Below are 21,945 nucleotides of genomic sequence, written 5' to 3'. Positions count from 1 at the left end.
GCCTTTGGTGAACCTAACAAGAGGCGGCCGCCCCGCTCACCGGAATTGCGCCGGGACGCACGGCGTTGACGACGCCCCGGCGCTCACCTGACCTGGGCGGCGATGATCCGCGCGCACTCCAAGGACTCGGTGTGCGAGGTGTCCACCTCCAGGTCGTAGTCCATGCCCCGGTGGACCAGCTCCGCCTGTGCGGCGGCCATCCCCCGCACCCGGTCCCCGCGCGCGATCTCGCGGCCCGCGGCGATCTCGGCGTCGCATCTGACGCCGACCCACAACACGTCCAGCCCCTCAAGGACCTTGCGCCACTCCTGCTGGGAGGCCGCCCCGCCGAGAAACACGTCGTCCACGACGATCCGGGCGCCCGCGCGCACGGTCGCGGCGACGCCCTCCCGCCAGGCGGCCTGCAGCGTCCGGAACTCCGGACCCACGCTCACTCCGCCGTCCGGCGCGAACTCGATGCCCGCGGCCGAGGTGGTCAGGGACGCGGGCATCGAGTCGACGAGCGTGTCCACCGCGAACGCCAGCCACGGATCGGGCAGCACCGCCTGAAGGCACCGTAGGATCCCGGACTTGCCCGAGCTGGAACCACCGTTCAACACGATCACCTGAGTCGTCACCGCGCCACATTAGGACGGAACCCACGGCGGCCGGGCGGCAATTTCGCGCGGTTCGGCCGGCCTAGGGGCGGAGACGGCGGCGGCGCGCGACCTGCGTGGTCGAGAGGGCCAGGACGACGCCCAGGGCGAGCGCGCCGGTCGCCAGGGCCCGGGAGGGGCGCTCGGCGAAGACCGTCCCGAAGCTGAGCCGGGAGCCCACGGAGGCGAACGACAGCACCGAACCGGCCGACAACGCGGACCCGATGGACAGCACGCTGGTCGCGGAGCCCAGCGACAGCAGCGAGGCGGCGGAACCGACCGACAACGCGGAGGCGGCCGAGCCGATCGACAGCACCGACGAGGCGGAGCCGATGCACATGAACGAGTCCACCGAGCCGATGGACAGCACCGAGTTCTTCGAACAGAGGGAGAGCCGGGAGCCGGAACCGGGGCGGCCGCAGGATGTCTGGGATCGAACGGATCGCGTCATGGTCAGATCTTCTCAGTGCGGCGCGCGCTCGGCCCTGGTTGTTGACCCATCGTTCCGGTCATGTATGCCGTGGGGACGACGGACATGGGACCCGACACGTGTCCCATGTCCCTGGCCGCACCGGCCGGGACAGCCGCGACGACATGATCAAGGTGGTGGACAGCTGTGACCGGGCATGACCTGGAGGGCGCCCTACGGGTGGCCGTGGAGTTGGCCGAATGGGCGTCGGAGACGATCCGCGGCGGGAACGGCGGTGCCGACGGCCCGGTCCGGCAGAAGGCGAGCCCGGCGGACATCGTCACGGACACGGACGAGGCCGTGGAGACGCACGTCCGGTCGGTGCTGCGGCGGCAGTACCCGGAATGGGGCATCGACGGCGAGGAGTACGGCGCCCAGCAGGGCGCGTCCGGCGCACCGCACTGGGTGATCGACCCCGTGGACGGCACGACCAACTACGCCCACGGCATCGGCTGGTGCTCCTTCTCGCTGGGCCTCGCGGAGCCGGACGGCTCGCCGCTGCTGGGCGTGGTGGCGGACCCATGGCGGCGCGAGGTCTTCACAGCGGTCCGGGGCGGCGGCGCCCACCTCAACGGCGTCCCGATCCATGCGGCGGACCACACGACGCTGACCGGCCATGTCTTCATGACGGAGTGGGCGGCACACGCGCACTGGGCCGGACTCGACACCCTGCTCGCCCAGCTCTCGGCCCGTCACTGCACGGCCCGCGTCATGGGCTCGACCGCCCTCTCCCTCGCCCAGGTCGCGGCGGGCCGGGCGACGGCCGCCGCGATCGGCGAGTTCCACCCGGTGGACGGCCTGCCCGCCCTCCTCATCGCCACCGAGGCGGGCGCGGTGGCGATGCCCCAACTCCCGAACTACGACGAGCCGTTGCTGTTGGTCGCGCCGGGAGCGGCCGAGGAGGCGCTGGAGTTGTGGCGTGCGACGGTCGGCCGGGAGGGCGCCGGGGCGTAGCGGGCGGGAACGACCGGTGGTCGAGCCGACCGGCCGCCAACCTGTTCGAGACGTGCCGGCCAGAGGACCGACCGGAGTCCGGGAGCAACCCCTCAGAGGGGCACGGCGTCCGACCATGCACCAGGTCGTGCCCGCGCGGGAAGAGATGTCCTCGTGTCGATGATCGTCGTACTCGGCGCCGCCCTCGGCGGCCTGCAGACAGCCCTGCTCCTCGCCCAGGACGGCCATGACGTGACCGTCCTCGAACGCGACCCGCAGCCGCCACCGACGGACCCGGAGGCGGGATGGTCGCAGTGGGAGCGCCCCGGCATCCCTCAACTGCGCCTCGTCCATCTCCCGCTCGCCAGTTGGCTTCAGCGGGCCGAGGCTCATCTGCCGGGCCTCGTGGAGATGATGACGGCGGCCGGAGCGGTGCGCATGAACGTGGTGGCACCCGAGCCCGGTCTGGGCGGCAGGCTGCACCCGGACGACGCCCGGTTCGACACCCTGGCCGCCCGGCGTCCGCTCCTGGAATCCGCCGCTCTCCACGCGGCCGAGGCGGCCGGCATCCGGATCCGGTGGGGTGTCAGCTGGCTCGGGCTGCGCGCCGCCGAGGGCGGCCGGGTACCGCACGTGACCGGGGTGGAGACGAGCGCGGGCGGAATGTCGGCGGATCTGGTCGTCGACTGCACCGGGCGCAGATCCCGGCTCCCCGCGCGACTGCGGGAGATCGGCGTGCCGGGGACGTTGGAGGAGTCAGGCGAGCGCGGATTCACGTACCACAGCCGCTACTTCCGCTCCCCCGACGGCACCCTGCCCGCCGACACGTTCCCGCTGGTCGTCGAGCACGGCTCGCTCGGTCTCCTGCGCATCCCGGCCGACCACGGCACGTACTCGCTCGGCCTCATCAGCCGCACCGACGACCACGAACTGCGCGATCTCCTGCGCGACGAGGATGCCTGGACGGCGGCGGTACGCCTGTTCCCGGGCGCGGGCGTGTGGCTGACGGGACGACCCATCACCGACGGAGTGCAGACGATGGCCCGTCTCACCCATCGCAGGAGGACGCTGTACGACGTCGAACAGCCCCTCGTGACCGGGCTGGTGGCGATCGGGGACGCCTGGGCCCTCACCGTGCCGACGGTCGGGCGGGGTCTGGCGATGAGCCTGCACCACAGCGTCATCCTGCGCGATCTGCTGCGCGAGCGGGCGGGCACGGACGACCCGCCGGAGTTCGCGGCAGCGTTCGGCAGGGCGACCGACGACGGGCTGGGACGGGCGTACCGGCAGACCGTCTCCTACACCCGGCACCGGCTGGCGGAGATGGACGCTCACGAGGCCGGTCTCCCCTACGAACACCCCGACTGGCTCCGCGCCCGGGCACTTGGGCGGCTCGCCCAGCGCGACCCGGATGCCCTGCGCGCGGAGCGGGCCGCGGCGCACCTGCTGCCCGGTGCGCACGAGGAACTGCGCGCCCCCTCGATCACCGACGCCGTCGCCCGCCTGGTGTCCGAGTCGAAGGGCCTCATGCCGCCGGGCCCCTCACGCGCGGAACTCCTCGACGCCCTCACCTCCTGACCGGCGGCCCCGGCGTGGTCATACTGTGCGCATGCGTCTCGGGGTGGTCGTCGCGGTCCTCTACTGCGTGCAGTTCAGTCGGGAGTTGAGCGACGCCGAGGTCGAGCGGATCGCGCGCATGATGCTGGAACGACCCTTCTACGACCTCACCGCCGAGGAGCAGTACGCGGACATCGAGGAGGCTGTGGCGGCGGCCTCCTGGGTGGACGACCTGTCCTGGCAGCCGCACGACGAACCCTCGGTCCGGGACTTCCTGGTGCGGCTGCTGGCGCACCTGGACGCGCAACGGCCTTGGCAGGAGCCACCGTTCCGCGCCCTCGGACTCGATCGCTGGGCGGAGTTCGAGTCCGGTCCGCTGCTGGCGCGGGTGCGGCTGTACGCCCCTTCGCAGGACCGGCTGCACGCGCGTCTGCGTACCGTGCCGGGTGATCCGGAGGGGCTGCGGGCGGTGGTGCTGCGGCTGCGGTCCGGGGACGAAGTCGCTCTGGTGGCACCGCCGTTGCCGGACGGGTACGACGCGGAGCTGCGGGCGGCGGTGCCCCATCGGGACGCGGCGGAGGTGATCGAGGCGTTCCTCACCCATACGGGATACGAGCGCGAGCGCGTGTCTGCGGTGATGCGGCGGAAGCGGTGGGGACGGGGCCGGCGCTGAGTGACTCGCCCGGCCGTCCGCGACCGCCCTGGCTCAGCCCACCTCGTAGTCGAACCAGATCCGATGCGTTCCGTCGGCGTCGACGGCCATGCCGCCCCCGCCGGTGATCCCGGTCAGCTCTCCCGTGCCGCTCGACGGCACGATCATGAAGAACTCCGCGGTGCGGTCGGTGCCCGAAGTGGTCGCCGAGTGAACGAAGTTGAAGGTGCCGTCCCTGCCGTGGACCGTGCCCTCGAAGGACTCCATCGCCACATAGGTGCCGACGCCCGTGCCCTGGTCGAAGGCGGCGGTGAACAAGGTCGCCGAGCGGCCGGTGATGTCACCCTCGTAGTCCTTCTCCAGGGTGGCGACGCCCACCGGGAGTCCGGTGGTGATGTCCGGTTCCGGCTTCAGTTCGGTCGGGGTGAACGCTTTGACGGTGAAGGTTCCGGTGGCTCTCATGTGTCCGACGGTAGCGCCGGGGTCCGACAGTCGCTCCGCGGTGCGCTCAGCTCGGGCGTGGGTGCAGCCGGGCCGTGATGACGGCGACGTCGTCGTCCGCCCGCTCCGCGTCGAGGTGGGTGAGGATCTCGTCGAGGACGGCGTTCACGTCCTGGTCGGGGCACAGACGCAGGTGGGCGAGGCGGGACAAGGAGGCGTCGATGTCCTCGCCGCGGCGTTCGACGAGTCCGTCGGTGAACATCACCAAGGTGTCGTCGTGGGCGAGGGCAAGGCTCTTGGTCTCGTAGTCGGCGAAGCCCGTGCCGAGCGGCGGCCCGACGGGCAGGGTGATGAGTTCGCCGGTGCCGTCGCGGTGGAAGACGGCGGGCGGCAGATGGCCCGCCGTGGCGAACGCCGCCGTACCGCGCGCGGGGTCCACCAGGGCGAGCAGACAGGTCGCGGGGCGGCGGTTGCCGTCCTTGGACATCGCCGCGTCCATCTGGCGCAGGATGCGGTGCGGGGGCAGGTCGGTGGAGGCGACGTAGCGCAGCATCGAGCGGTAGGCGTTCATGTCGACCGCCGCGTCCAGGCCGTGCCCCATGACGTCGCCGATCACCAGGAGCGTGCGGCCGTAGTGCAGGCGCACGGTCTCGAACCAGTCGCCGCCGACCACGGCGTTGCTGCCGGTCGGCAGGTAGCGGGTGGCCATGTCGAGGTTGGGGTGAGGGCGGCTGGGTTCGGCGAGCAGGACCTCCTGGAGGTTGAACGCCGTGTCCCGCAGGCGGCGGTTCTCCGCCGCGTGGTGCAGGTGGGCGGCGGTCAGCCGGGCCGTGTAGTGGATCGCGGCGGCCTCGTCGTCGTCGAAGGCCGTGCCGGTGCGGACCGCGAGGAGCACGCCGTAGGCCCGTTCCCAGGCCAGGAGCGGGACGGACAGGGCGGCCACGGGTTCCTGGTCGTCGGGGGTGAAGGAGGCCGTGATGGGGCGGCCCGCGTCCAGCGCCCGGACCAGGATGTCGCCGCGCGGCACATGCTGGAGGTTGTCCAGGAGAGCGCGGCGGCCCGCGGAGGCGACGGCACGCAGCGCGCCACGGTCGGCCCACCGGTACTCGTCCCGCGCCGGCTTGTCCGCGAACGGTTCCCCGAACTCGACCGGGAAGAGGTCCACGGCCGCGGCGTCGCACAGTTCCTCGACGAGGAACCCGGCGCACTCCGCCGCCGTCCTGCGCTCGTCGAGCGTCGTTCCGATCACGCCGACGGCCCGCTGGGCGAGGGCGAATCGATCCGCCTCGCCCGCCGCGGGCCCGGCCATCCGGTCACCGTCCAACACCATCCCCTTTCACCGTGACCATCCCAACACCAGCCCATCCGATCGAGCGGTAATGACCCGTCCGTGGTGCGGTGGGCGTGATCGGCCGGTCGGCGTCTCAGACCCGGTCGACGAGGAAGGCGTCGAGGGCGGCGGTCAGTTCCGCGGGCTTCTCCACCGGCAGTTCGTGGCCGGCGTCGATGATGCGGACGAGCGCGTCCGGGATGCCCTTGGCCGTCCGGAGCATCTGCTGCAACGGCAGTTGGATGTCGTGGAAGCCGTGCACGATGAGGGTGGGCGCCTGGATCTCACCGAGCCGGTCGAGGACGTCGAAGGCCCGCATGGCGCCGTACAGCGTCATCACCACCTCCTTCGGCGTGGCCTCGGAGGCAGCGATGTACGTGCGGATCTCCTCACGCGGGTAGCCCGGGGCGAAGGCCCGCTGGATGTTCACGGCGACGAACACCTTGAACGGCAGGAGCGTCGACGCACCCATCAGCAGGCCCCGGCCTCGGCTGTATGTCATCCGGCTGATCGAGTCGACCAGCACCAGACGCTCGACCCGTTCGGGGTGGTCGAGGGCGATGGTCTGGGCGATCATCCCGCCCATGGAGTGTCCGATCAGAACACACCGGTCGATCTCCAGGTGGTCGAGAAGCGCGAGGACGTCCCGCGCCACCTCCCCCACCGTCTTCACTCCCGCGCCCGTGCTCTCGCCGTGGCCACGCAGGTCCAGCCGGACGACCCGTCGCCGTCCCGCGAAATGCGTGAACTGGTGGTCCCAGCGATGCCGGTCGGCCGTCCAGCCGTGCACGAACACCAAGGGCACACCGTCGCCCTCGCGGGGACCTTCGTCGTCGTACGTCAGTGCTGCGCCGTCGACTTCGAGCTGCGGCATGCGTGTCTCCCGGATGCGGTGCGATGCGGAGGGGTCGGTGGAGGGGCGGAGCGCTGGAGGTGCGGAGCGGTGGGGTCACTCGCGGCTCGACAGGAACTGACCCGCGGCTTCCACAAGAACTGACCCGTGGCTTCCACAAGAAGTGAGCCGCGGATTCCGTTACGCGCGCCATCCAACCGTGCGTACCTGTGGGCGAGTCCACCGGGGCACCTGTTCCACGGTGGGCAAACCAACCAGCCCCCTAAATCCGCACCGCCGACCCCCGCTCACTCATCCGCGGTGCGCACAGGATCCGCTTCTTCCGCACCCGCTTCCCCTCGATCGCCGCGACGGTCAGCCGGGCCGCCTCCGCGGCGATTCCGGCCTGTCCCCAGCCGACCGTGGTCAACGGCGGGGTGAGCACCCGCGACACCGGGTGGTCGTCGAAGCCGACGACCGAGATGTCCCGCCCGACCTCCAGTGAGACCTCGGCCGCGGCCGCGTAGACCCCGTAGGCCAGGGAGTCGGAGAAACAGAAGACCGCGGTCGCGGGCCTCGGCCCCTCCAGCACCCGGCGTGCCACCGCTGTCGCCTCGCCCAACTCCTGCGGGCACGGGACGAGTTCGGTGCGCAGGCCGAGGCGCTCGGCCGCCTCGGAGACGTAGACGTCGGCGGGGCGGTCGGGAGTGCTGGGGCGGGTCGGGGTCAGTACGGTGACCCGGCGGTGGCCAAGGCCGTGCAGGTACTCCAGGACGGCGTCGATGCCGGCGCGGTTGTCGAAGATGACCTGTCCGGCCGTGCGGGCCTTCTGCAGGGAGTCGCCGACGGCCACGACGGGCAGGGCTTCGGCGAGCGCGCCCCATTCCTCGGCCGAGGGGTCGACGGGCGACACGACCAGCGCGTCGACCCGCTGGTCGCGCAGTTGCTTGGCGAGCGCCAGTTCGCGGTGGGGGTCGCCGCCCGCGTCGACGGTCAGCGCGTAGCGGTCGCAGGCCAGCAGCTCCCGGCCGATGGCGGCCATCAGTTGCTGCTGCCACAGGTCGCTGAGGTCGCCCGCGAGCACGCCGACCATGCTGGTGCGACCGCTCGCCAGGGCGCGGGCGATGGGGTCGGCCTCGTAGCCGAGTTCGGCGGCCGCCCTGCGGACTCGTTCCTCCGTCTCCTTGGAGACCTGTTTGCCGCGCAGGGCATAGGAGACGGCGGCGGTGGAGAGACCGGTGGCCTCGGCCACCTCCCGGAGGGTGGTGCGCTTTGCGGGCCTGGCCATGCACGGAAGCCTACCGGGGCCGGTCCGCCGGGACCCGCAGCCGCGCTCGGGCGCCCACTCGTGCCCTTGACACGCACTCTTGTTAATCGCTTAACTTAACCGCATCAGTGAAGCGCTTAACTACCCATCGACCGAGCCCCGCCCACGCCGCGCTCACAAGGACCGCCCCGTGCCCACCGACGTCCACCAGCACTTCTGGCCCCCCGAGTTCACCGAGCTGCTGCGCGCCCGCTCGACACCGCCGTACCTCGACGCCTGGACCCTGCACCTGGCGGGCGAGCCGCCCTACGAAGTCGATCCCGCCGACCACGACCTCGCGGCCCGCACCCGTCTCGCCACCGCCGACGGCCTCGACCTGGCCCTGGTGTCGCTCTCCTGCCCGCTCGGCATCGAACACCTGCCGCCCGCCGAGGCCGGGCCCCTGCTCACGGCCTTCCACGACGGCGTGCTCGCGCTCCCGCCACCGTTCGGCGCCTGGGCCTCGGTCTGCCTCACCGCGCCTGAGCCGGAGTCGGTCGAGCGTGAACTCCGGCGCGGCTGCGTGGGACTCCAACTCCCCGCCACCGCGCTGTTGGACGAGGCCGGCTGGCAGCGTTGCGCGCCCCTGCTGGATGTCCTCACCCGGCACGACAAGCCCCTCTTCGTGCACCCCGGAGTCGCCCCGCCGACGCCCGGCGCTCCCCCGTGGTGGGCCGCGCTCGTCCCCTATCTCCAGCAGTTGCACGCGTCCTGGTTCGCCTTCCGGGCTTTCGGCCGCGCACGTCACCCGCGCCTGCGTGTCTGTTTCGCCGCGCTCGCCGGTCTGGCACCGCTGCACGGCGAACGGTTCGCGGCCCGTGGGGGCGGGCGCGGCGAGGTGGACTTCGACGCGTTCTACGAGACCTCGTCGTACGGCACGCGCGCGGTGGACGCGCTCGTGCGCGCCGTCGGCATCGATGTGCTCGTCGCCGGCAGCGACCGCCCGTACGCCATCCCCGCCGACCTGGGTGCGGACGCCGCCGCCCACGCCGTGCGCACCGTCAATCCCGCCCGCCTCCTGAAGGGAGCCACCCGATGACGTACGACGCCCTGCCCGACCGCTCACTCGACAAGCGCGAACTCCAGGCCCTCGTGGACGAACTCGCCGCGCGGCCGGACCTGTGGCGCGAGCAGGTCGCGTTCTCCGACGAACAGCGGCACTACGCCTCCCTGTACCGCGACGAGTACGTCGACGTCTGGCTGCTGTGCTGGACCCGGCGCAACGACACCGGGTGGCACGACCACGACATCTCCTCCGGAGCCGTCGGTGTCGTCCAGGGCGCGCTCAACGAGTCCAACCCGCGCATCGGCGGCACGCATCTGTCCGTCACCGTCCCCGCGGGCCAGTCCTTCTGCTTCGGCCCCGAACACATCCACCGCCTCACCGGGGCGACCGACGACGCGGTCTCCATCCACGCGTACTCGCCGCCGCTGTGGCGTCTTGGCCAGTACGACATCACCGAGGACGGTCTGATGCGCCGCATCTCCGTCTCGTACGCGGACGAGCTGCGACCGTTGGACACGCCGGCCGCGTGAGCCGGCGGGAACCGCAACGGGCGGGGGCCTCTACAGGTCTCCCGCCCTTGGCTCGTTCGAGGTGTCATCGCGCCGCCCGGCCGACTCCGCCTCGCCCCTGACCACCACCTCCCTACGAAGAGCGGTCGGCTCTGCCCGGCTCGACCGCCGTCGGCTCGCCGTTCCCCAGCCACGGCCGGGCGAGCAGGACCAGCGCGACCCCCGCCGCGCCGGCGGCGATCAGCATGATGACGGCCATGGGCAGGGAACTGTCCTCTCCGAAGAGACCGACCAGGGGTGAAGCCAGGGCGCCGAAGAAGAACTGGAAGCCGCCCAGGAGTGCGGAGGCGGCACCGTGGGCGCCGCGGCCGAGGGTCTGGCCGATGGCCATCGTCGAGGGAATGACCAGGCCGATGCCGAGGACGGTGACGAACAGCGTCGCCCAGGTGCCCGCCAGGGTCTCACCCGCGGTCGACACCAGCAGCACCTGGGCCACGGCGCCGAGCGCCGTGATGACGACACCCGCGGTGAGCAGCGCGTTCAGGCCGACGCGCGAGGCCAGTTGGGAGAAGGCGGCGCCGGAGATCAGCATGCCGACGGCGTTGCTCGCGAAGATGAGGGAGTACGTCGTCGAGGAGACGCCGTGCAGGTTCTCGAAGACGAAGCTGGAGCCGCTGACGTAGGCGAACAGCGCCGCCGAGACCATCGCCAGGACGAGGACGTAGCCCATGAAGGTGCGGTCGGCCAGCAGGCTCCCCATCGCGCGGAAGGTGCTCGGCACACCGCCGCCGTGCCGCCGCTCTGGCGGCAGGGACTCCGGGACACCGCGCACCACGCCGAGGACCAGCAGGGCGCCCAGTACCGCGAGGGCGACGAACACCGCGCGCCAGGTGGACACGGCCAGGAGTGCTCCGCCGATCACGGGTGCGGCGATCGGCGCGACGCCCATGATCTGGGACAACACAGCGAAGTAGCGCGGCAGTTCGGGCCCGTGGAAGCGGTCGGTGAGGACGGCTCGGGCCAGCACCATGCCCGCCGCTCCGGCCAGGCCTTGAAGGAAGCGGGCGCCGGTCAGGACGGCGATGTTCGGTGCGGCGGCACAGGCGAGGGAGAAGACTATGAAGGCGATCGCGCCGCCGGTCAGGAGCCTGCGTCGGCCCAGTCCGTCACTGATCGGGCCGATCAGGAGTTGGCCCACGACGAGTCCCGCGAGGAAGGCGGTCATGGTCAGCTGCACGGCGGAACTGCCCGCTCCGAGCGAGTCCCCCAGCTCGGGGAAGCCGGGGACGTACATGTCGATGGCGAGCGGGGCCACCGCGGTCAGGGCGCTCAGGACCGCGATCAGCGCGATCGCGGATCGCCGGGACGGATCGGATCCCGGCGAGGAAGTGACTGCGACGGGGGCGCGTGAGGATGCGCCAGAGGAGGGGGACGGCGATACCATGGAGAAAAGGTAACCGATGATTCACCGGTTAACAAATAGTGGCGACACCCCGGAAGCGAGAACACGAGCCGCATGCCCTCCACCCCCGCCGAGATCCGCGCACAGTGGACCGAGCACCACCCCGAACTCGACACCTCCCCCATGGAGCTGGTGGGTCTCCTGAAACACGTCACCGGCCTGCTCGCCCACGCCGTCGAACCCCTCTACGCGGGCGCCCCGCTCACCGCGCCGGAGGTCGACATGCTCATCCCCCTCCGGCACGCGAAGGACCCGATGATCGCCCGCGGTCTGGCCGACGGTCTCGGCCTCTCGCGCGCCGGCGTCAGCAAGACCCTCGCGAAGCTGGAGAAGCGCGGCTTCATCGCCCGCACCCCCAATCCCGCCGACCGGCGCGCGGCGCTGGTCACCATCACCCCGGCCGGCGCGAAGGCCGTCGATGAGTTCTTTCCCCGCCAACTCGCGGCCGAGGTCGCCCTCCTGAAGGGGCTCGGCGAGGACCGGGAGTGGGTCCTCAAGGCGCTCGGGCGACTCGTGGAGGTCATGGAGGGGCCCGGGGGCCGCAACTGACGTAACCCGCACGGCAATTCAGACACTTCACACAGAAGCGAACGGGTGCGGGAAGTTTCGAAGCGAAGTCTCGTTCAACCGTGCGAGATCGATCGATGACTGTGTGTACTGTGCTGCGCATGCCTCCCCGAGGGGACGCGGACTCACCCCTGCCCGACTTCCCCCTGGAACCGATTCGATGATCGAATTACCGGACCTGGCCGCAGGCGGTCTCGCCCTCGGCACGCTGTCCGCGCTCGCCCTCGGCGGTGGACTGCTGCGCGCACGACGCCGACTGGCCGAGCAGCGCGCGGAGACCGCCCGGTTGCGCGGCCAACTCGACGGCGTGCTGCAGACGTTCACCTCCGAGGTCGAGCACCTCGCGGCGCAGCGCGTGCCCGCCGCCGCCCGGCAGCTGACGCATCCGAACGTGCTGGTTCCCGGGCCGCTGCAGCCGCGGACCAGCTCGTCGCCGCTCGGCATCGGTCTGGAGGGCGTCCTGCGGTCGCTGCGCGCCGAGCTCGTCGCGCAGCGCACCCGGATCGACGCGGCGGCACAGGCCGGCATGCGGGGCGCCACCCGGGAGATCCAGGCGGCCCTGTACCGGCTGCAGGACGCCCTGCGGAAACTGCAACAGGACTACGACGACCCGGAGTTGGCGCAGACCCTCTTCCAACTCGACCACGAGAACGAGCAGTCGCTGCGGCGCGCTCAGGTGGCCGCGGTGGTGTGCGGAGCGTGGGTGGGGCTGGCCCGCGAGGAGTCGCACCTGGTGGACGCGGTGACCGGCGGCCAGGCCCGGCTCTCGGGCTACCACCGGGTGCGCGTCAACAACCATCTGGAGGCGGGCACCGCGTTGGTGTCGCACGCGGTGGAACCGGTCGCGATCATCGTCGCCGAGCTGTTGGACAACGCGCTCAGGCACTCCGCGCCGGACACCGACGTCGTGGTCAACCTGGAGCACGTGCATCACGGCGTGTGCGTCACGGTCGACGACGCGGGCGTCGGCATGACGCAGGACGAACGCGCCCGCGCCCAGCGGCTGGTGGCCGGCTCCGAGCCCGTGCTGCTCACCGACCTCGGCGATCCGCCGCGCATGGGATTCGCCGCGATCGGCCAGCTGACCCGGCAGTTCGACCTGGGCGTCGACGTGTCCTCGCCCTCCGCGTACGGGGGTGTGCGCGCGGTCCTGCGGGTCGAGAGCCATCTGCTGAGCCGTGTCGACCCGGTCGAGCGGCCGCCTGCGGCCAGTGCGTCGCGCTCGACGCGGAAGCCGGCCGGCGGCGGGCCGACGGTGTCCGACGCCGCGCACGGGTTCGGCGCCGAGGACGAAGACGGCGCCTCCCCCGCCGTATCAGGGCATCAAGGCCCGCGTGAAGCGGGCGAGTTGCCGCAGCGCCGCCGCCGTGTGCGGGCGTCCGGCGAGGGGGCGGCTGCGAAGAAGCGGGCGGTGCGGCGCCCGGCGGACTCGGCCGCGGCGCTGGGCGCGCTGCAGACCGGTACCGCGGCGGCACGGACCGGGGACGACATCGATCAGACCGACTTCGAAGGGGGAGCGGCTCAATGACCAGCCGCGAGACAGGCGAGCACGCGTGGGTGCTCGATCCGATCCTGGAGGTGCCGCATGTGGTGGCCGCCGTGCTGCTGACCCGGGACGGGCTGGTGTCCGGCTACACCGACGCGCTGTCGCAGGCGTCGGCCGAGCGGGTGGCGGCCATCACCGGCACCGTACAGGGGGCGGCCCGTACCGCGGCGGCCGCCTTCGCCGACCGGGATCAGGCCGAGGTGCGGCAGGTGGTGATCGAGACGGACCTCGGATACGTGCTCATCGTGCCCACGGACCACGGCACATGTGTGGCCGCCTACGGGGACGGCGAGGTGCGCCTGGACCTGCTGGCGCACCGGGTGCACTCCCAGGTGGCGAAGCTGGGCGAGAAGGCGATGTCCGCAGGGCCCCGAGGAGCCGACGGCGGCGCGCCGGCATGACAGGCCGCCGTGGCGGCCGTCCCCTGGTACCCGCGTATCTGTCGACCGGCGGTGTGGCCCGGCCCAGTCGCTCGCATCTGGAGCGGTTGTCGGTCCTCACCGCCGCGGGCCCGCCCGCCCCGGCCGAACTGCCCGCGGCCGGGTTCGCCCTGCTGGACGTCCTGGCCGGCGGCTCGCTGACCGTGGTGGAGACCGCCGCCCTGCTGCGGCTGCCGGTCTCCGCCGTGCGGGTGCTGGCCGCGGACCTGATCGACCGCGGCCTGCTGTTGTCCCGCGCGCCGATCCCGGCGGCCGACCGCTTCGACCCCGACCTGCTGAAGAGAGTGGCCGATGGCCTCCGCGCCCTCAAGCACTAGGGCCTGTCCGGCGGATCAGGCCGGCTGTGCGGTGCGGTGCGCCTTGGCCGACCCGAGCGGGGTCTGGTGCGTGCAGCCGCAAGGCGGAGGAGGGAGTCATGACGGAGCCATGGCGAGTGACGACAACGCCGCAGATGTGCGTGCCAGACCCCGCGACGCCGGCATGATCCGCCGGGCAGGCCCTGGCGCCGTCCATCTCCCCGACAGTGCACGCGACTTGGTGAAGATCCTGGTCGCGGGTCCGTTCGGGGTGGGCAAGACGACCCTCATCGACTCGGTGTCCGAGATCCGGCCGCTGCACACCGAGGAGCAACTGACCGAGGCGTCCGCTCAGGTGGACGACCTGGACGGGGTGCGGGAGAAGTCGACGACCACGGTGGCCGTCGACTTCGGGCGGATCAGCCTGCCGGACGGGGTCGTGCTGTATCTGTTCGGCACGCCCGGGCAGGAGCGGTTCCGGGCCTTGTGGGACGACATCGCGTACGGGGCGCTGGGGGCGCTCGTGCTGGTCGACAGCCGGCGGATCGACGCGTCGTTCGACGTGCTGGGGCTGATGGAGGAGTCCGGACTGCCGTACGCGGTCGCCTTCAACGCCTTTCCCGACTCGCCCCGCCACCACACCGACGCACAGTTGCGGGCCGCGCTCGACCTGGATCCGACGACGCCGATGGTGACGTGCGACGCGCGTGACGCCGGCTCCTCCCTCGACGCGCTGCTCGCCCTGGTCCACCACCTCATCGACCGCGACCCATCGGAGCACCGGTGACCACCTATCCCCCCGACCAGCAGGACTTCGACCTCTCGGCGCCGGTGCGCCTGTGGGAGGACGGCTTCGCCCTGGACCCGTACCGCTACTACGACACCCTGCGCGCACAAGGCCCGGTCGGCTGGGCAGAGTTGGCGCCGGGCGTGCCCGCGTACGTCGTGACGGAGCGGCGGGCCGCGCTGGACCTGCTGCACGACGAGGAGACGTTCTCACACGACCCGCGGGCGTGGGAGACGACGGTCGCGGACGACTCGCCGGTGCTCGGCATGATGCGCTGGCGGCCCAACTCGCTGTTCGCCGACGGCGCGGCGCACGTCCGCTACCGGTCCTCGCTGATCGACACCTTCGACCGGATCGAGCCGCACGATCTGCGGGCACTGGTGCACCGGGCGGTACGGCTGCTGGTGAACCGGATCGGGCCGCGCGGTGAGGCCGATCTGGTGGGCGAGTTCGCCCGGCCGCTGATGGCACTGGTCTTCAACAGCCTCTTCGGGCTGCCGGACAGCCAGAGCGACCGGCTCAACGCCGCGTTGGGCAAGATGATGGAGGGCGGCGACCAAGCGGCCGCGGGCGAGGCCGAGTTCGGCGGCTACGTACTGGAACTCATCGAGACCAAGGCCGCACTGCGCGGCGACGATCTGCCGAGCTGGCTCCTTGACCATCCGGCCGGGCTGACCCCTGAGGAGGTCGCCTGGCAGGTGTTCCTCACCCTCGGCGCCGGGCACGAGCCGACCGCGAACCTGGTGTCCAACGCGCTCTCCCGCATCCTGGGCCACTCGCTGTACTACTCCACCCTCACCGGCGGCGCCCGCCCCGTGATGGACGCGGTGGTGGAAGTGCTGCACCACGAGACACCGCTCGCCAACTACGGCGTCCACTTCGCCCGTGAGCCCCTGACCTTCCACGGGGCCTGGATCCGCGCGGCCGTACCCGTGGTCATCTCGTACGGGGCGCTCGCGCACTTCGCCGAACAGGAGGTCGCCACCGGCCGGCACCCGAAGGACGCCTCCCATCTGTCCTGGTCGGCGGGCCCGCACGCCTGTCCGGTCAAGCAGCACACGCTGCTCATCGCCACGGAGGCGATCGAAAGGCTCACCCAGTGGCTGCCCGACCTGGATCCGGTCCTGCCGCGCGAGCGACTCAGCTGGCGGCCGGGCCCGTTCCACCGCTCGCTCACCGCGTTGCCCGTCCGGTTCACTCCCCGCTCCCCCGACCAGCCTGGAGATCCGACATGACCGTGACCGACCGCATCGCCCTCGACCCGTTAGGCACCGACATCCCCGGTGAGATCGAGCGGCTGCGCTCGATCGGCCCGATCGTGCCCGTCGAGCTGCCGGGCTCCATCCCGGCCTGGGCGCCGACCGGTTACGACACCCTCAAGGAACTGATCCTCGACCCACGGGTCAGCAAGGACCCCCGGCTGCACTGGAAGTTGTGGCCCGAGATCGACGAACACCCCTCCTGGGGCTGGATCCTGGTCTGGGTCGGCGTGATCAACATGCTCAACACCTACGGCGTCGACCACGCCCGGCTGCGCAAACTGGTGGCACCGAGCTTCACGCAACGGCGCACCGAGGCGATGCGGCCCCGGGTGGAGGCGATCACCGCCGAACTTCTCGACACGCTGGCGGAGGCCGGCGCGGACGGCGAGCCGGTCGACGTACGCGCCCTGCTGGGGTACCCGCTGCCGATGCGGATGATCTGCGAACTGTTCGGCGTGCCCGATGAGTTGACGGCCGACACCGGGCGGATGATCGCCGCCATCATGGACACCTCCGACCCGACCCCGGCGCACGCGCAGTCCGTGCAGCGGCAGATCGGCACGGTGCTGCCCGCGCTGATCGCGCACCGCACCGAACATCCCGGGGACGACCTGACCACCGAGCTGATCCGGGTGCGCGACGAGGACGGCGACCGGCTCGACGACGAGGAGCTGCTGTACACGCTGCTGCTGGTCATCGGCGCCGGCTTCGAGACCACCGTCAACCTGATCTGCAACGCCGTGGTCGCGCTGCTCCGGCAGCCGGAGCAGTTGGCCGCGGTGCGGTCCGGGAAGGTCGGCTGGGACGCGGTCGTCGAGGAGACACTGCGCGTGCATCCGTCCATCGCCTCGCTGCCGCTGCGCTACGCCGTCGAGGACATCACGGTCGACGGCGTGACGATCCCCGCCGGTGACGCCATCATCACGACGTACGCCGCCGCCGGTCTCGACCCGGCGCACTACGGGCCGGACGCGGCCGTCTTCGACGCGGCACGCGGGGCGGACGACCACATGGCGTTCGGGATCGGCGTGCACCGGTGCGTCGGCGCACCGCTCGCCCGGGTGGAAGCCCTCACCGCCCTGCCCGCGTTCTTCGACCGCTTCCCGGATGTGCGCCTCGCCGTGGACGCCGACGAGTTGCGGCAGGTGCCGTCGTTCATCGCGTTCGGCTGGCAGGAAGTACCGGTGCGGCTGCGGCCCTGAGCAAGGACCGGGAACCGGGACGCGGGCGGCCCGACCGGTCCCCCGTTCCGGTCGTGCCTCCCGCGGTGCGTCGAACTTACGCGCGGTACCCATACGGTGTGAATCGTGCCCATGCCCTCTGCGGCGCGCGCGGGGCTCACCTGTGCACAGGTGAGCCCGGATGGTCCGGTTCTGTCCGGTGCAGGGCGGGCGGTTCGAGCTCACCGAGGGCCAGATGGGCGAGAACGACCTCGTAGAGATCGCTGCCACCGGCCAGCAACTGGCGTTCCAGAACGGGTTCGGCGCTGCGTACGTGATCGCGGACCGTCTGCGGGTGCATGCCCAGCGCGTGGGCGGCCCGCTCGGCGTTGCCGCCGGCGTCGATCCAGGCGCACAGGGTGCGGCGCAGGCCGCGGGCGTCCGGATCCAGGCGGCCGAGCAGGTCGTGCGCCCACGCGCGCAGAGCCGGTCCGGCGAGCAGGTCGCCGAGTCGGTCGCCGCCCGCCGTGGAGGGCGACGGCCGTGGCTCGTCGGCAAGGCCCACCTGGGAGTTGAGGGCGAGATGGACGACGGCGCGGACGGTGAGATCGCTGAAGTCCGCGTGCAGCAGCGCCTCCACGCGCTCCATCCGGGCGCGGACGGTGTTGCGGCTGACACCGAGGATCTTCGCGGCGCTGACGGCGGTGAACTCCAGGCCGAGCCGGGTGGTGGCGAGGAGTTCGGCGTGGGTGTGGTGGGCCAGCGCGTCGAGCGGGCGCAGCACTGCGGCCGTCCAGCCGTGCAGCGTGTCCGGGTCCATCAGCCGCTCGGGGTGGGTGCGTTCGGCGTACACGGCCTGCTTGTCCGGGCGGAAGCGGGCGACGGCGAGGGCGCTGACGGCCTGGCCGTACGCGGTCGCCGTACGGGCGAGGCTGTGCGGGACGCTGCCGCCGAGGAACGTGGTCGACCGCCGGTCGGTCACGGACCGCAGCTCCCGGCGGGCGGCGTCGCGCGGGGTGACGACGATGACGTGCTCGTCCGTCGCGGGGCAGCGCACGACGAGCGCGTGCTCGGCCGTCGCGTCCAGACACTCCTCGGCGATCCGGTCGCGCTCCTCCGCCGGCCCCTCCAGGACGTACACGCACGCGGAGTCGGTGTCGAGCAGCCCGGGCCACAGGCCCGAGGCCACCCGGCGGGCGGAGACGGTGTCCTCCACCATCAGCAGTTGCAGTATGGCCAGGCGCAGGTCGGAGGTGGCACGGGCCAGCCGCCGGTCGGCCGCTGTCGTCTCACGCGCCCTGAGCAGCAGTTCGACCACCTGGGCGGTGCGGCCGACGATGTCGGAGGTCCGCCGGTCGAAGGGTGCCGTGCGGCAGACGGCGAGCACGGCCGCCGTGCCGGGGTCCGTGGACGCGACACGGACAAGACGCTGGTGGCGGCCGGCGTCCTCCCAGGCCGCGGAGGCGAGCCGGCCGGTGACGAGGTCCGCGACGAGCTGCCGGTTCAGCGGGATCCGGGTGCCCGCGAGCAGGTTGCCCGCGCCGTCCTCCAGGCAGGCCGTCCCCCGTACGGCGTCCGCGAGCCACGCGACGACCCTGCTCAGGTCCCCTCCGCCCGGCCGCAGATGGTCGAGCAGCTCCCGCGCCCATGCCGCACCGTCGACGTCCGTCCCGTCCGCGGGACGGCCCCCGTCCTCTCGGCCTGCCATCCCGGCCTTCTCCCGGTTCGTCTCGTCCTTCAGGTCCACCGGATCGGCCCCGGCGTTTCGGTCGGGGACGTTACCTCACCGTTCTGTGCCGGTCGCGGTCTGCGACCGACGGGATGTCCCCGGCAGCCGGCCGCCGGGGCACGCCCTAAGCTCGACGAATGGCCAAGTACTTCGACGTGCACCCCGACAACCCGCAGCCGCGCACCATCTCGCAGGTCGCCGACATCATCCGCTCCGACGGGCTGGTCGCCTACCCGACCGACTCCTGTTACGCGCTCGGCTGCCGGCTCGGCAGCCGTGACGGCATCGACCGGATCCGGACCATCCGGCACCTGGACGACCGGCACCACTTCACCCTCGTGTGCCAGGACTTCGCGCAGCTGGGTCAGTTCGTACGGATCGACAACGACGTGTTCCGCGCCATCAAGGCGTCCACGCCGGGCAGTTACACCTTCATCCTGCCGGCGACGAAGGAGGTGCCGCGCATGCTGCAGCACCCCAAGAAGAAGACGGTCGGCGTGCGCATCCCCGACCACGTCGTCACCCAGGCCCTGCTCGCCGAACTCGGCGAGCCGCTGCTGTCCAGCACCCTCCTGATGCCCGACGAGGAGGAACCGATGACGCAGGGCTGGGAGATCAAGGACCGCCTCGACCACGTGCTGGACGCGGTCGTCGACTCCGGGGACTGCGGCACCGAACCGACGACCGTCATCGACTTCTCCGGTGGCGAGGCGGAGATCATCCGCAAGGGGGCCGGGGACACCTCACGCTTCGAGTGAGGCCGCTCGCGCCGACGGCGGGGGTCGCCTCGGGCGGGTGGATGGTGCGTGCAACGATGACCATGAACCGGCCCGTCAGGCCGCCCGGTCACTTGCGACCACCGCGCAGAGAGGCAGCCCCCATGACCTCCGTACAGGGATCAGACGTGGACATCACCACCGCGGACGGCGTCGCCGACGCCTATCTGGCCCACCCCGACGACGGCAGCCCCCACCCGGGCGTCCTGCTGTACCAGGACGCCTTCGGCATCCGCCCGCACCTGAAGTCGATGGCCGACCGGCTCGCCGCGGCCGGCTACACGGTGCTCGTCCCGAACGTGTTCTACCGGAGCGGCCGTACGCCGGTCTTCGACCTGCCGGAGTTCATCGACCCGTCGGCGCGGCCGGAGATCTTCGAGCAGATCATGCCGGCGATGCAGGCCCTGACGCCCGAACTGGCCATGCGGGACGCGGACGCCTACCTGCGCTGGCTGGCCGACTCCCCGCTCGTCACCGACGGCCCGGTCGCCCTGACCGGCTACTGCATGGGCGCCCGGCTGGCCCTGTTCACCGCCGGCACCTACCCGGACCGGGTCGCGGCGGCGGCCGGTTTCCACGGCGGACGCCTGGCGACGGACACGCCCGACAGCCCGCACCTGGTGGCCGAACACGTCACCGCCGAGCTGTACTTCGGCCACGCCGACGAGGACCAGTCGCTCCCGCCCGAGCAGCAGCAGCGGCTTGAGGACGCGCTCACCGCGGCGGGCGTACGGCACACCTGCGAGGTCTACCCCGGCGCGCACCACGGCTACACCCAGGCGGACACCTCCTCCTACAACAAGGAGGGCGACGAGCGGCACTGGGCGGCACTGCTCGACCTCCTCGACCGCACCTTCTGACGCGCTTCTCCGCCACCCGTCGGCGCCCGCGGAACGCAATCCGCGGGCGCCGACGCGTATTTGAATGTTCCGGCCGTTGACATGCACGCAATCGCGGTGTCACTTTGAGAGCGCTCTCAGAAACAGGTACGGACCAATCTCCCCCAGTGACCCCCACACGGAGGTGGAGCGTGCTCAGAAAGCTCACTCGCCGGATCATGGCGCCGGCCGTGGCGGCCGCGCTGCTCGGCGCGGTCCTCACCGTCATCACGCCGTCGTCCGCGGACGCGGCGGTGCCCGCCACGATCCCTTTGAAGCTCACCAACAACTCCGGCCGCGGTGACGCGGTCTACGTCTACACCCTGGGCACCCTGCTGAGTACGGGGCAGCAGGGCTGGGCGGACGCGAACGGCACCTTCCACGCCTGGCCGGCCGGCGGCAATCCGCCGACACCGGCTCCCGACGCCTCCATCGCGGGTCCCGCCAACGGGCAGACGAAGACCATCCGGATCCCGAAGTTCTCCGGCCGGATCTACTTCTCCTACGGACAGAAGCTCGTCTTCAAGCTGACCACGGGCGGACTGGTACAGCCCGCGGTGCAGAACCCGACCGACCCGAACCGCAACATCCTCTTCAACTGGTCCGAGTACACGCTCAACGACTCCGGCCTGTGGATCAACAGCACCCAGGTGGACATGTTCTCCGCGCCCTACGCGGTAGGTGTGCAGCGCGCCGACGGGAGCACCTTGACCACCGGTCACCTCAAGTCGGGTGGCTACAACGGGTTCTTCACCGCCCTGCGCGGTCAGCCGGGCGGTTGGGCGAACCTGATCCAGACCCGGTCCGACGGCACCGTGCTGCGGGCACTGTCACCCACGTACGGGCTGGAGACGGGCGCCCTGCCCGCCACCGTGATGAACGACTACATCAACCGCGTATGGACGAAGTACGCGACGACGAACCTCACGGTCACCCCGTTCGCCGACCAGCCGAACACGAAGTACTTCGGCCGGGTGTCGGGCAACGTCATGAACTTCACCAACAGTTCGGGCGCGGTCGTCACCAGCTTCCAGAAACCGGACGCGGCCAGCATCTTCGGCTGCTACAAGTACCTCGACGCGCCCAACGACCTGGTGCGCGGCCCGATTTCCCGCACGCTGTGCGCGGGCTTCAACCGCTCCACGCTCCTGGTCAATCCCAACCAGCCGGACACGAGCACGGCGAACTTCTACCTGGACTCGGTGACCAACCACTACGCGCGCAAGATCCACGCGCAGATGGCGGACGGCAAGGCCTACGCGTTCGCCTTCGACGACGTGGGCAACCAGGAGTCCCTGGTCCACGACGGGAACCCGCAGCAGGCGAACCTGACGCTGGACCCCTTCAACTAGACGGTTCCGAACGAGAGTTG

The 21,945-nt window shown here is 71.5% G+C and carries 23 protein-coding genes; 15 read left to right on the top strand and 8 right to left on the bottom strand.

Annotation, left to right across the window (positions count from 1 at the left end; genetic code table 11):
* Positions 1 to 83 precede the first annotated feature (83 nt).
* Together cpt and ACIQI8_RS26225 are read right to left on the bottom strand one after the other, a co-directional pair.
* On the bottom strand, positions 84 to 617 hold the full coding sequence (cpt, locus tag ACIQI8_RS26230; protein ID WP_402355105.1) for a chloramphenicol phosphotransferase CPT: 534 nt from the start codon (positions 615 to 617) through the stop codon (positions 84 to 86).
* Positions 618 to 678: 61 nt separating this feature from the next.
* The gene (locus ACIQI8_RS26225) at positions 679 to 1,086 is read right to left on the bottom strand and encodes a hypothetical protein (protein WP_402355103.1); all 408 of its coding nucleotides are present in this window, start codon (positions 1,084 to 1,086) and stop codon (positions 679 to 681) included.
* 165 nt (positions 1,087 to 1,251) lie between these two features.
* On the opposite strand from ACIQI8_RS26225, the gene ACIQI8_RS26220 reads away from it, so the two are divergent.
* The 3 genes from ACIQI8_RS26220 (at position 1,252) to ACIQI8_RS26210 (ending at position 4,267) form a co-directional block, all read left to right on the top strand.
* Positions 1,252 to 2,058, top strand: coding sequence for an inositol monophosphatase family protein (locus ACIQI8_RS26220; protein WP_402355101.1), 807 nt, complete (start codon positions 1,252 to 1,254; stop codon positions 2,056 to 2,058).
* Between the two features lie 159 nt (positions 2,059 to 2,217).
* Positions 2,218 to 3,615 carry an FAD-dependent oxidoreductase gene (locus ACIQI8_RS26215; RefSeq protein ID WP_402355099.1) on the top strand — a complete coding sequence of 466 codons (1,398 nt, stop codon included), beginning with the start codon at positions 2,218 to 2,220 and terminating at the stop codon, positions 3,613 to 3,615.
* A 31-nt stretch (positions 3,616 to 3,646) separates the two neighbouring features.
* On the top strand, positions 3,647 to 4,267 hold the full coding sequence (locus ACIQI8_RS26210; RefSeq protein ID WP_402355097.1) for a hypothetical protein: 621 nt from the start codon (positions 3,647 to 3,649) through the stop codon (positions 4,265 to 4,267).
* 33 nt (positions 4,268 to 4,300) lie between these two features.
* Here the strand turns inward: ACIQI8_RS26210 and ACIQI8_RS26205 are convergent, their stop codons facing one another.
* The 4 genes from ACIQI8_RS26205 to ACIQI8_RS26190 form a co-directional block, all read right to left on the bottom strand.
* Positions 4,301 to 4,708: a DUF3224 domain-containing protein gene (locus ACIQI8_RS26205; RefSeq protein ID WP_402355095.1), complete on the bottom strand. Its 408-nt coding sequence runs from the start codon at positions 4,706 to 4,708 to the stop codon at positions 4,301 to 4,303.
* A gap of 46 nt (positions 4,709 to 4,754) precedes the next feature.
* Entirely contained in the window at positions 4,755 to 6,017 is a 1,263-nt protein-coding gene (locus tag ACIQI8_RS26200; protein ID WP_402355093.1) for a PP2C family protein-serine/threonine phosphatase, read from the bottom strand.
* A gap of 94 nt (positions 6,018 to 6,111) precedes the next feature.
* On the bottom strand, positions 6,112 to 6,891 hold the full coding sequence (locus tag ACIQI8_RS26195; protein ID WP_402355091.1) for an alpha/beta hydrolase: 780 nt from the start codon (positions 6,889 to 6,891) through the stop codon (positions 6,112 to 6,114).
* A 241-nt stretch (positions 6,892 to 7,132) separates the two neighbouring features.
* Positions 7,133 to 8,137 carry a LacI family DNA-binding transcriptional regulator gene (locus tag ACIQI8_RS26190; protein ID WP_402355089.1) on the bottom strand — a complete coding sequence of 335 codons (1,005 nt, stop codon included), beginning with the start codon at positions 8,135 to 8,137 and terminating at the stop codon, positions 7,133 to 7,135.
* Between the two features lie 169 nt (positions 8,138 to 8,306).
* Here ACIQI8_RS26190 and ACIQI8_RS26185 point away from each other — a divergent pair, with 169 nt between their 5' ends.
* Complete coding sequence (locus tag ACIQI8_RS26185; protein ID WP_402355087.1) at positions 8,307 to 9,194, top strand: amidohydrolase; 888 nt, start codon at positions 8,307 to 8,309, stop codon at positions 9,192 to 9,194.
* Positions 9,191 to 9,691, top strand: coding sequence for a cysteine dioxygenase (locus tag ACIQI8_RS26180; RefSeq protein WP_402355085.1), 501 nt, complete (start codon positions 9,191 to 9,193; stop codon positions 9,689 to 9,691). Before ACIQI8_RS26185 ends, ACIQI8_RS26180 begins: the two co-directional genes overlap by 4 nt.
* Positions 9,692 to 9,803: 112 nt before the next feature.
* Here ACIQI8_RS26180 and ACIQI8_RS26175 read toward each other — a convergent pair whose 3' ends face one another.
* Positions 9,804 to 11,114, bottom strand: coding sequence for a multidrug effflux MFS transporter (locus tag ACIQI8_RS26175; protein WP_402355083.1), 1,311 nt, complete (start codon positions 11,112 to 11,114; stop codon positions 9,804 to 9,806).
* A gap of 72 nt (positions 11,115 to 11,186) precedes the next feature.
* Between ACIQI8_RS26175 and ACIQI8_RS26170 the strand changes: the two genes are divergently transcribed.
* The 7 genes from ACIQI8_RS26170 (at position 11,187) to ACIQI8_RS26140 (ending at position 17,232) form a co-directional block, all read left to right on the top strand.
* A complete protein-coding gene (locus ACIQI8_RS26170) occupies positions 11,187 to 11,681 on the top strand; it encodes a MarR family winged helix-turn-helix transcriptional regulator (RefSeq protein WP_402355081.1) in 495 nt (164 codons plus the stop codon).
* A 178-nt stretch (positions 11,682 to 11,859) separates the two neighbouring features.
* Positions 11,860 to 13,227 (top strand): ATP-binding protein, encoded by a 1,368-nt coding sequence (locus ACIQI8_RS26165; RefSeq protein ID WP_402355079.1) that lies wholly within the window; start codon positions 11,860 to 11,862, stop codon positions 13,225 to 13,227.
* On the top strand, positions 13,224 to 13,646 hold the full coding sequence (locus ACIQI8_RS26160; protein WP_402355077.1) for a roadblock/LC7 domain-containing protein: 423 nt from the start codon (positions 13,224 to 13,226) through the stop codon (positions 13,644 to 13,646). Before ACIQI8_RS26165 ends, ACIQI8_RS26160 begins: the two co-directional genes overlap by 4 nt.
* A complete protein-coding gene (locus tag ACIQI8_RS26155; protein WP_402355075.1) occupies positions 13,643 to 14,002 on the top strand; it encodes a DUF742 domain-containing protein in 360 nt (119 codons plus the stop codon). Before ACIQI8_RS26160 ends, ACIQI8_RS26155 begins: the two co-directional genes overlap by 4 nt.
* 163 nt (positions 14,003 to 14,165) lie before the next feature.
* On the top strand, positions 14,166 to 14,768 hold the full coding sequence (locus ACIQI8_RS26150; RefSeq protein ID WP_402356027.1) for a GTP-binding protein: 603 nt from the start codon (positions 14,166 to 14,168) through the stop codon (positions 14,766 to 14,768).
* Positions 14,765 to 16,003: a cytochrome P450 gene (locus ACIQI8_RS26145; RefSeq protein ID WP_402355073.1), complete on the top strand. Its 1,239-nt coding sequence runs from the start codon at positions 14,765 to 14,767 to the stop codon at positions 16,001 to 16,003. The genes ACIQI8_RS26150 and ACIQI8_RS26145 overlap by 4 nt, the downstream gene beginning before the upstream one ends.
* Positions 16,000 to 17,232 (top strand): cytochrome P450, encoded by a 1,233-nt coding sequence (locus ACIQI8_RS26140; protein ID WP_402355071.1) that lies wholly within the window; start codon positions 16,000 to 16,002, stop codon positions 17,230 to 17,232. The genes ACIQI8_RS26145 and ACIQI8_RS26140 overlap by 4 nt, the downstream gene beginning before the upstream one ends.
* 136 nt (positions 17,233 to 17,368) lie before the next feature.
* Here the strand turns inward: ACIQI8_RS26140 and ACIQI8_RS26135 are convergent, their stop codons facing one another.
* Complete coding sequence (locus tag ACIQI8_RS26135; RefSeq protein WP_402355069.1) at positions 17,369 to 18,898, bottom strand: helix-turn-helix domain-containing protein; 1,530 nt, start codon at positions 18,896 to 18,898, stop codon at positions 17,369 to 17,371.
* A 158-nt stretch (positions 18,899 to 19,056) separates the two neighbouring features.
* On the opposite strand from ACIQI8_RS26135, the gene ACIQI8_RS26130 reads away from it, so the two are divergent.
* The 3 genes from ACIQI8_RS26130 to ACIQI8_RS26120 all read left to right on the top strand — a co-directional run bounded on the left by ACIQI8_RS26130 (position 19,057) and on the right by ACIQI8_RS26120 (position 21,925).
* Positions 19,057 to 19,677 carry an L-threonylcarbamoyladenylate synthase gene (locus ACIQI8_RS26130; RefSeq protein WP_185146275.1) on the top strand — a complete coding sequence of 207 codons (621 nt, stop codon included), beginning with the start codon at positions 19,057 to 19,059 and terminating at the stop codon, positions 19,675 to 19,677.
* A gap of 122 nt (positions 19,678 to 19,799) precedes the next feature.
* The gene (locus ACIQI8_RS26125) at positions 19,800 to 20,555 is read left to right on the top strand and encodes a dienelactone hydrolase family protein (protein ID WP_402355066.1); all 756 of its coding nucleotides are present in this window, start codon (positions 19,800 to 19,802) and stop codon (positions 20,553 to 20,555) included.
* Between the two features lie 197 nt (positions 20,556 to 20,752).
* Positions 20,753 to 21,925: a glycoside hydrolase family 64 protein gene (locus tag ACIQI8_RS26120; protein WP_402356024.1), complete on the top strand. Its 1,173-nt coding sequence runs from the start codon at positions 20,753 to 20,755 to the stop codon at positions 21,923 to 21,925.
* Positions 21,926 to 21,945 lie beyond the last annotated feature (20 nt).

The organism is Streptomyces sp. NPDC092369 (genome assembly GCF_044755245.1).
Classification (GTDB): Bacteria; Actinomycetota; Actinomycetes; order Streptomycetales; family Streptomycetaceae; genus Streptomyces.
Note: the sequence above shows the minus strand (reverse complement) of the source record. Positions and strands in the feature narration are given on the sequence as shown.

Excerpts from the sequence above, each read along its gene's own strand:
- ACIQI8_RS26225 (WP_402355103.1), bottom strand. The coding sequence starts at position 1,086 with ATGACGCGATCCGTTCGATCCCAGACATCCTGCGGCCGCCCCGGTTCC.
- ACIQI8_RS26215 (WP_402355099.1), top strand. The coding sequence starts at position 2,218 with ATGATCGTCGTACTCGGCGCCGCCCTCGGCGGCCTGCAGACAGCCCTG.
- ACIQI8_RS26210 (WP_402355097.1), top strand. The coding sequence starts at position 3,647 with ATGCGTCTCGGGGTGGTCGTCGCGGTCCTCTACTGCGTGCAGTTCAGT.
- ACIQI8_RS26205 (WP_402355095.1), bottom strand. The coding sequence starts at position 4,708 with ATGAGAGCCACCGGAACCTTCACCGTCAAAGCGTTCACCCCGACCGAA.
- ACIQI8_RS26200 (WP_402355093.1), bottom strand. The coding sequence starts at position 6,017 with ATGGTGTTGGACGGTGACCGGATGGCCGGGCCCGCGGCGGGCGAGGCG.
- ACIQI8_RS26195 (WP_402355091.1), bottom strand. The coding sequence starts at position 6,891 with ATGCCGCAGCTCGAAGTCGACGGCGCAGCACTGACGTACGACGACGAA.
- ACIQI8_RS26190 (WP_402355089.1), bottom strand. The coding sequence starts at position 8,137 with ATGGCCAGGCCCGCAAAGCGCACCACCCTCCGGGAGGTGGCCGAGGCC.
- ACIQI8_RS26180 (WP_402355085.1), top strand. The coding sequence starts at position 9,191 with ATGACGTACGACGCCCTGCCCGACCGCTCACTCGACAAGCGCGAACTC.
- ACIQI8_RS26175 (WP_402355083.1), bottom strand. The coding sequence starts at position 11,114 with ATGGTATCGCCGTCCCCCTCCTCTGGCGCATCCTCACGCGCCCCCGTC.
- ACIQI8_RS26170 (WP_402355081.1), top strand. The coding sequence starts at position 11,187 with ATGCCCTCCACCCCCGCCGAGATCCGCGCACAGTGGACCGAGCACCAC.
- ACIQI8_RS26165 (WP_402355079.1), top strand. The coding sequence starts at position 11,860 with ATGATCGAATTACCGGACCTGGCCGCAGGCGGTCTCGCCCTCGGCACG.
- ACIQI8_RS26160 (WP_402355077.1), top strand. The coding sequence starts at position 13,224 with ATGACCAGCCGCGAGACAGGCGAGCACGCGTGGGTGCTCGATCCGATC.
- ACIQI8_RS26155 (WP_402355075.1), top strand. The coding sequence starts at position 13,643 with ATGACAGGCCGCCGTGGCGGCCGTCCCCTGGTACCCGCGTATCTGTCG.
- ACIQI8_RS26150 (WP_402356027.1), top strand. The coding sequence starts at position 14,166 with ATGATCCGCCGGGCAGGCCCTGGCGCCGTCCATCTCCCCGACAGTGCA.
- ACIQI8_RS26140 (WP_402355071.1), top strand. The coding sequence starts at position 16,000 with ATGACCGTGACCGACCGCATCGCCCTCGACCCGTTAGGCACCGACATC.
- ACIQI8_RS26135 (WP_402355069.1), bottom strand. The coding sequence starts at position 18,898 with ATGGCAGGCCGAGAGGACGGGGGCCGTCCCGCGGACGGGACGGACGTC.
- ACIQI8_RS26130 (WP_185146275.1), top strand. The coding sequence starts at position 19,057 with ATGGCCAAGTACTTCGACGTGCACCCCGACAACCCGCAGCCGCGCACC.
- ACIQI8_RS26125 (WP_402355066.1), top strand. The coding sequence starts at position 19,800 with ATGACCTCCGTACAGGGATCAGACGTGGACATCACCACCGCGGACGGC.
- ACIQI8_RS26120 (WP_402356024.1), top strand. The coding sequence starts at position 20,753 with ATGGCGCCGGCCGTGGCGGCCGCGCTGCTCGGCGCGGTCCTCACCGTC.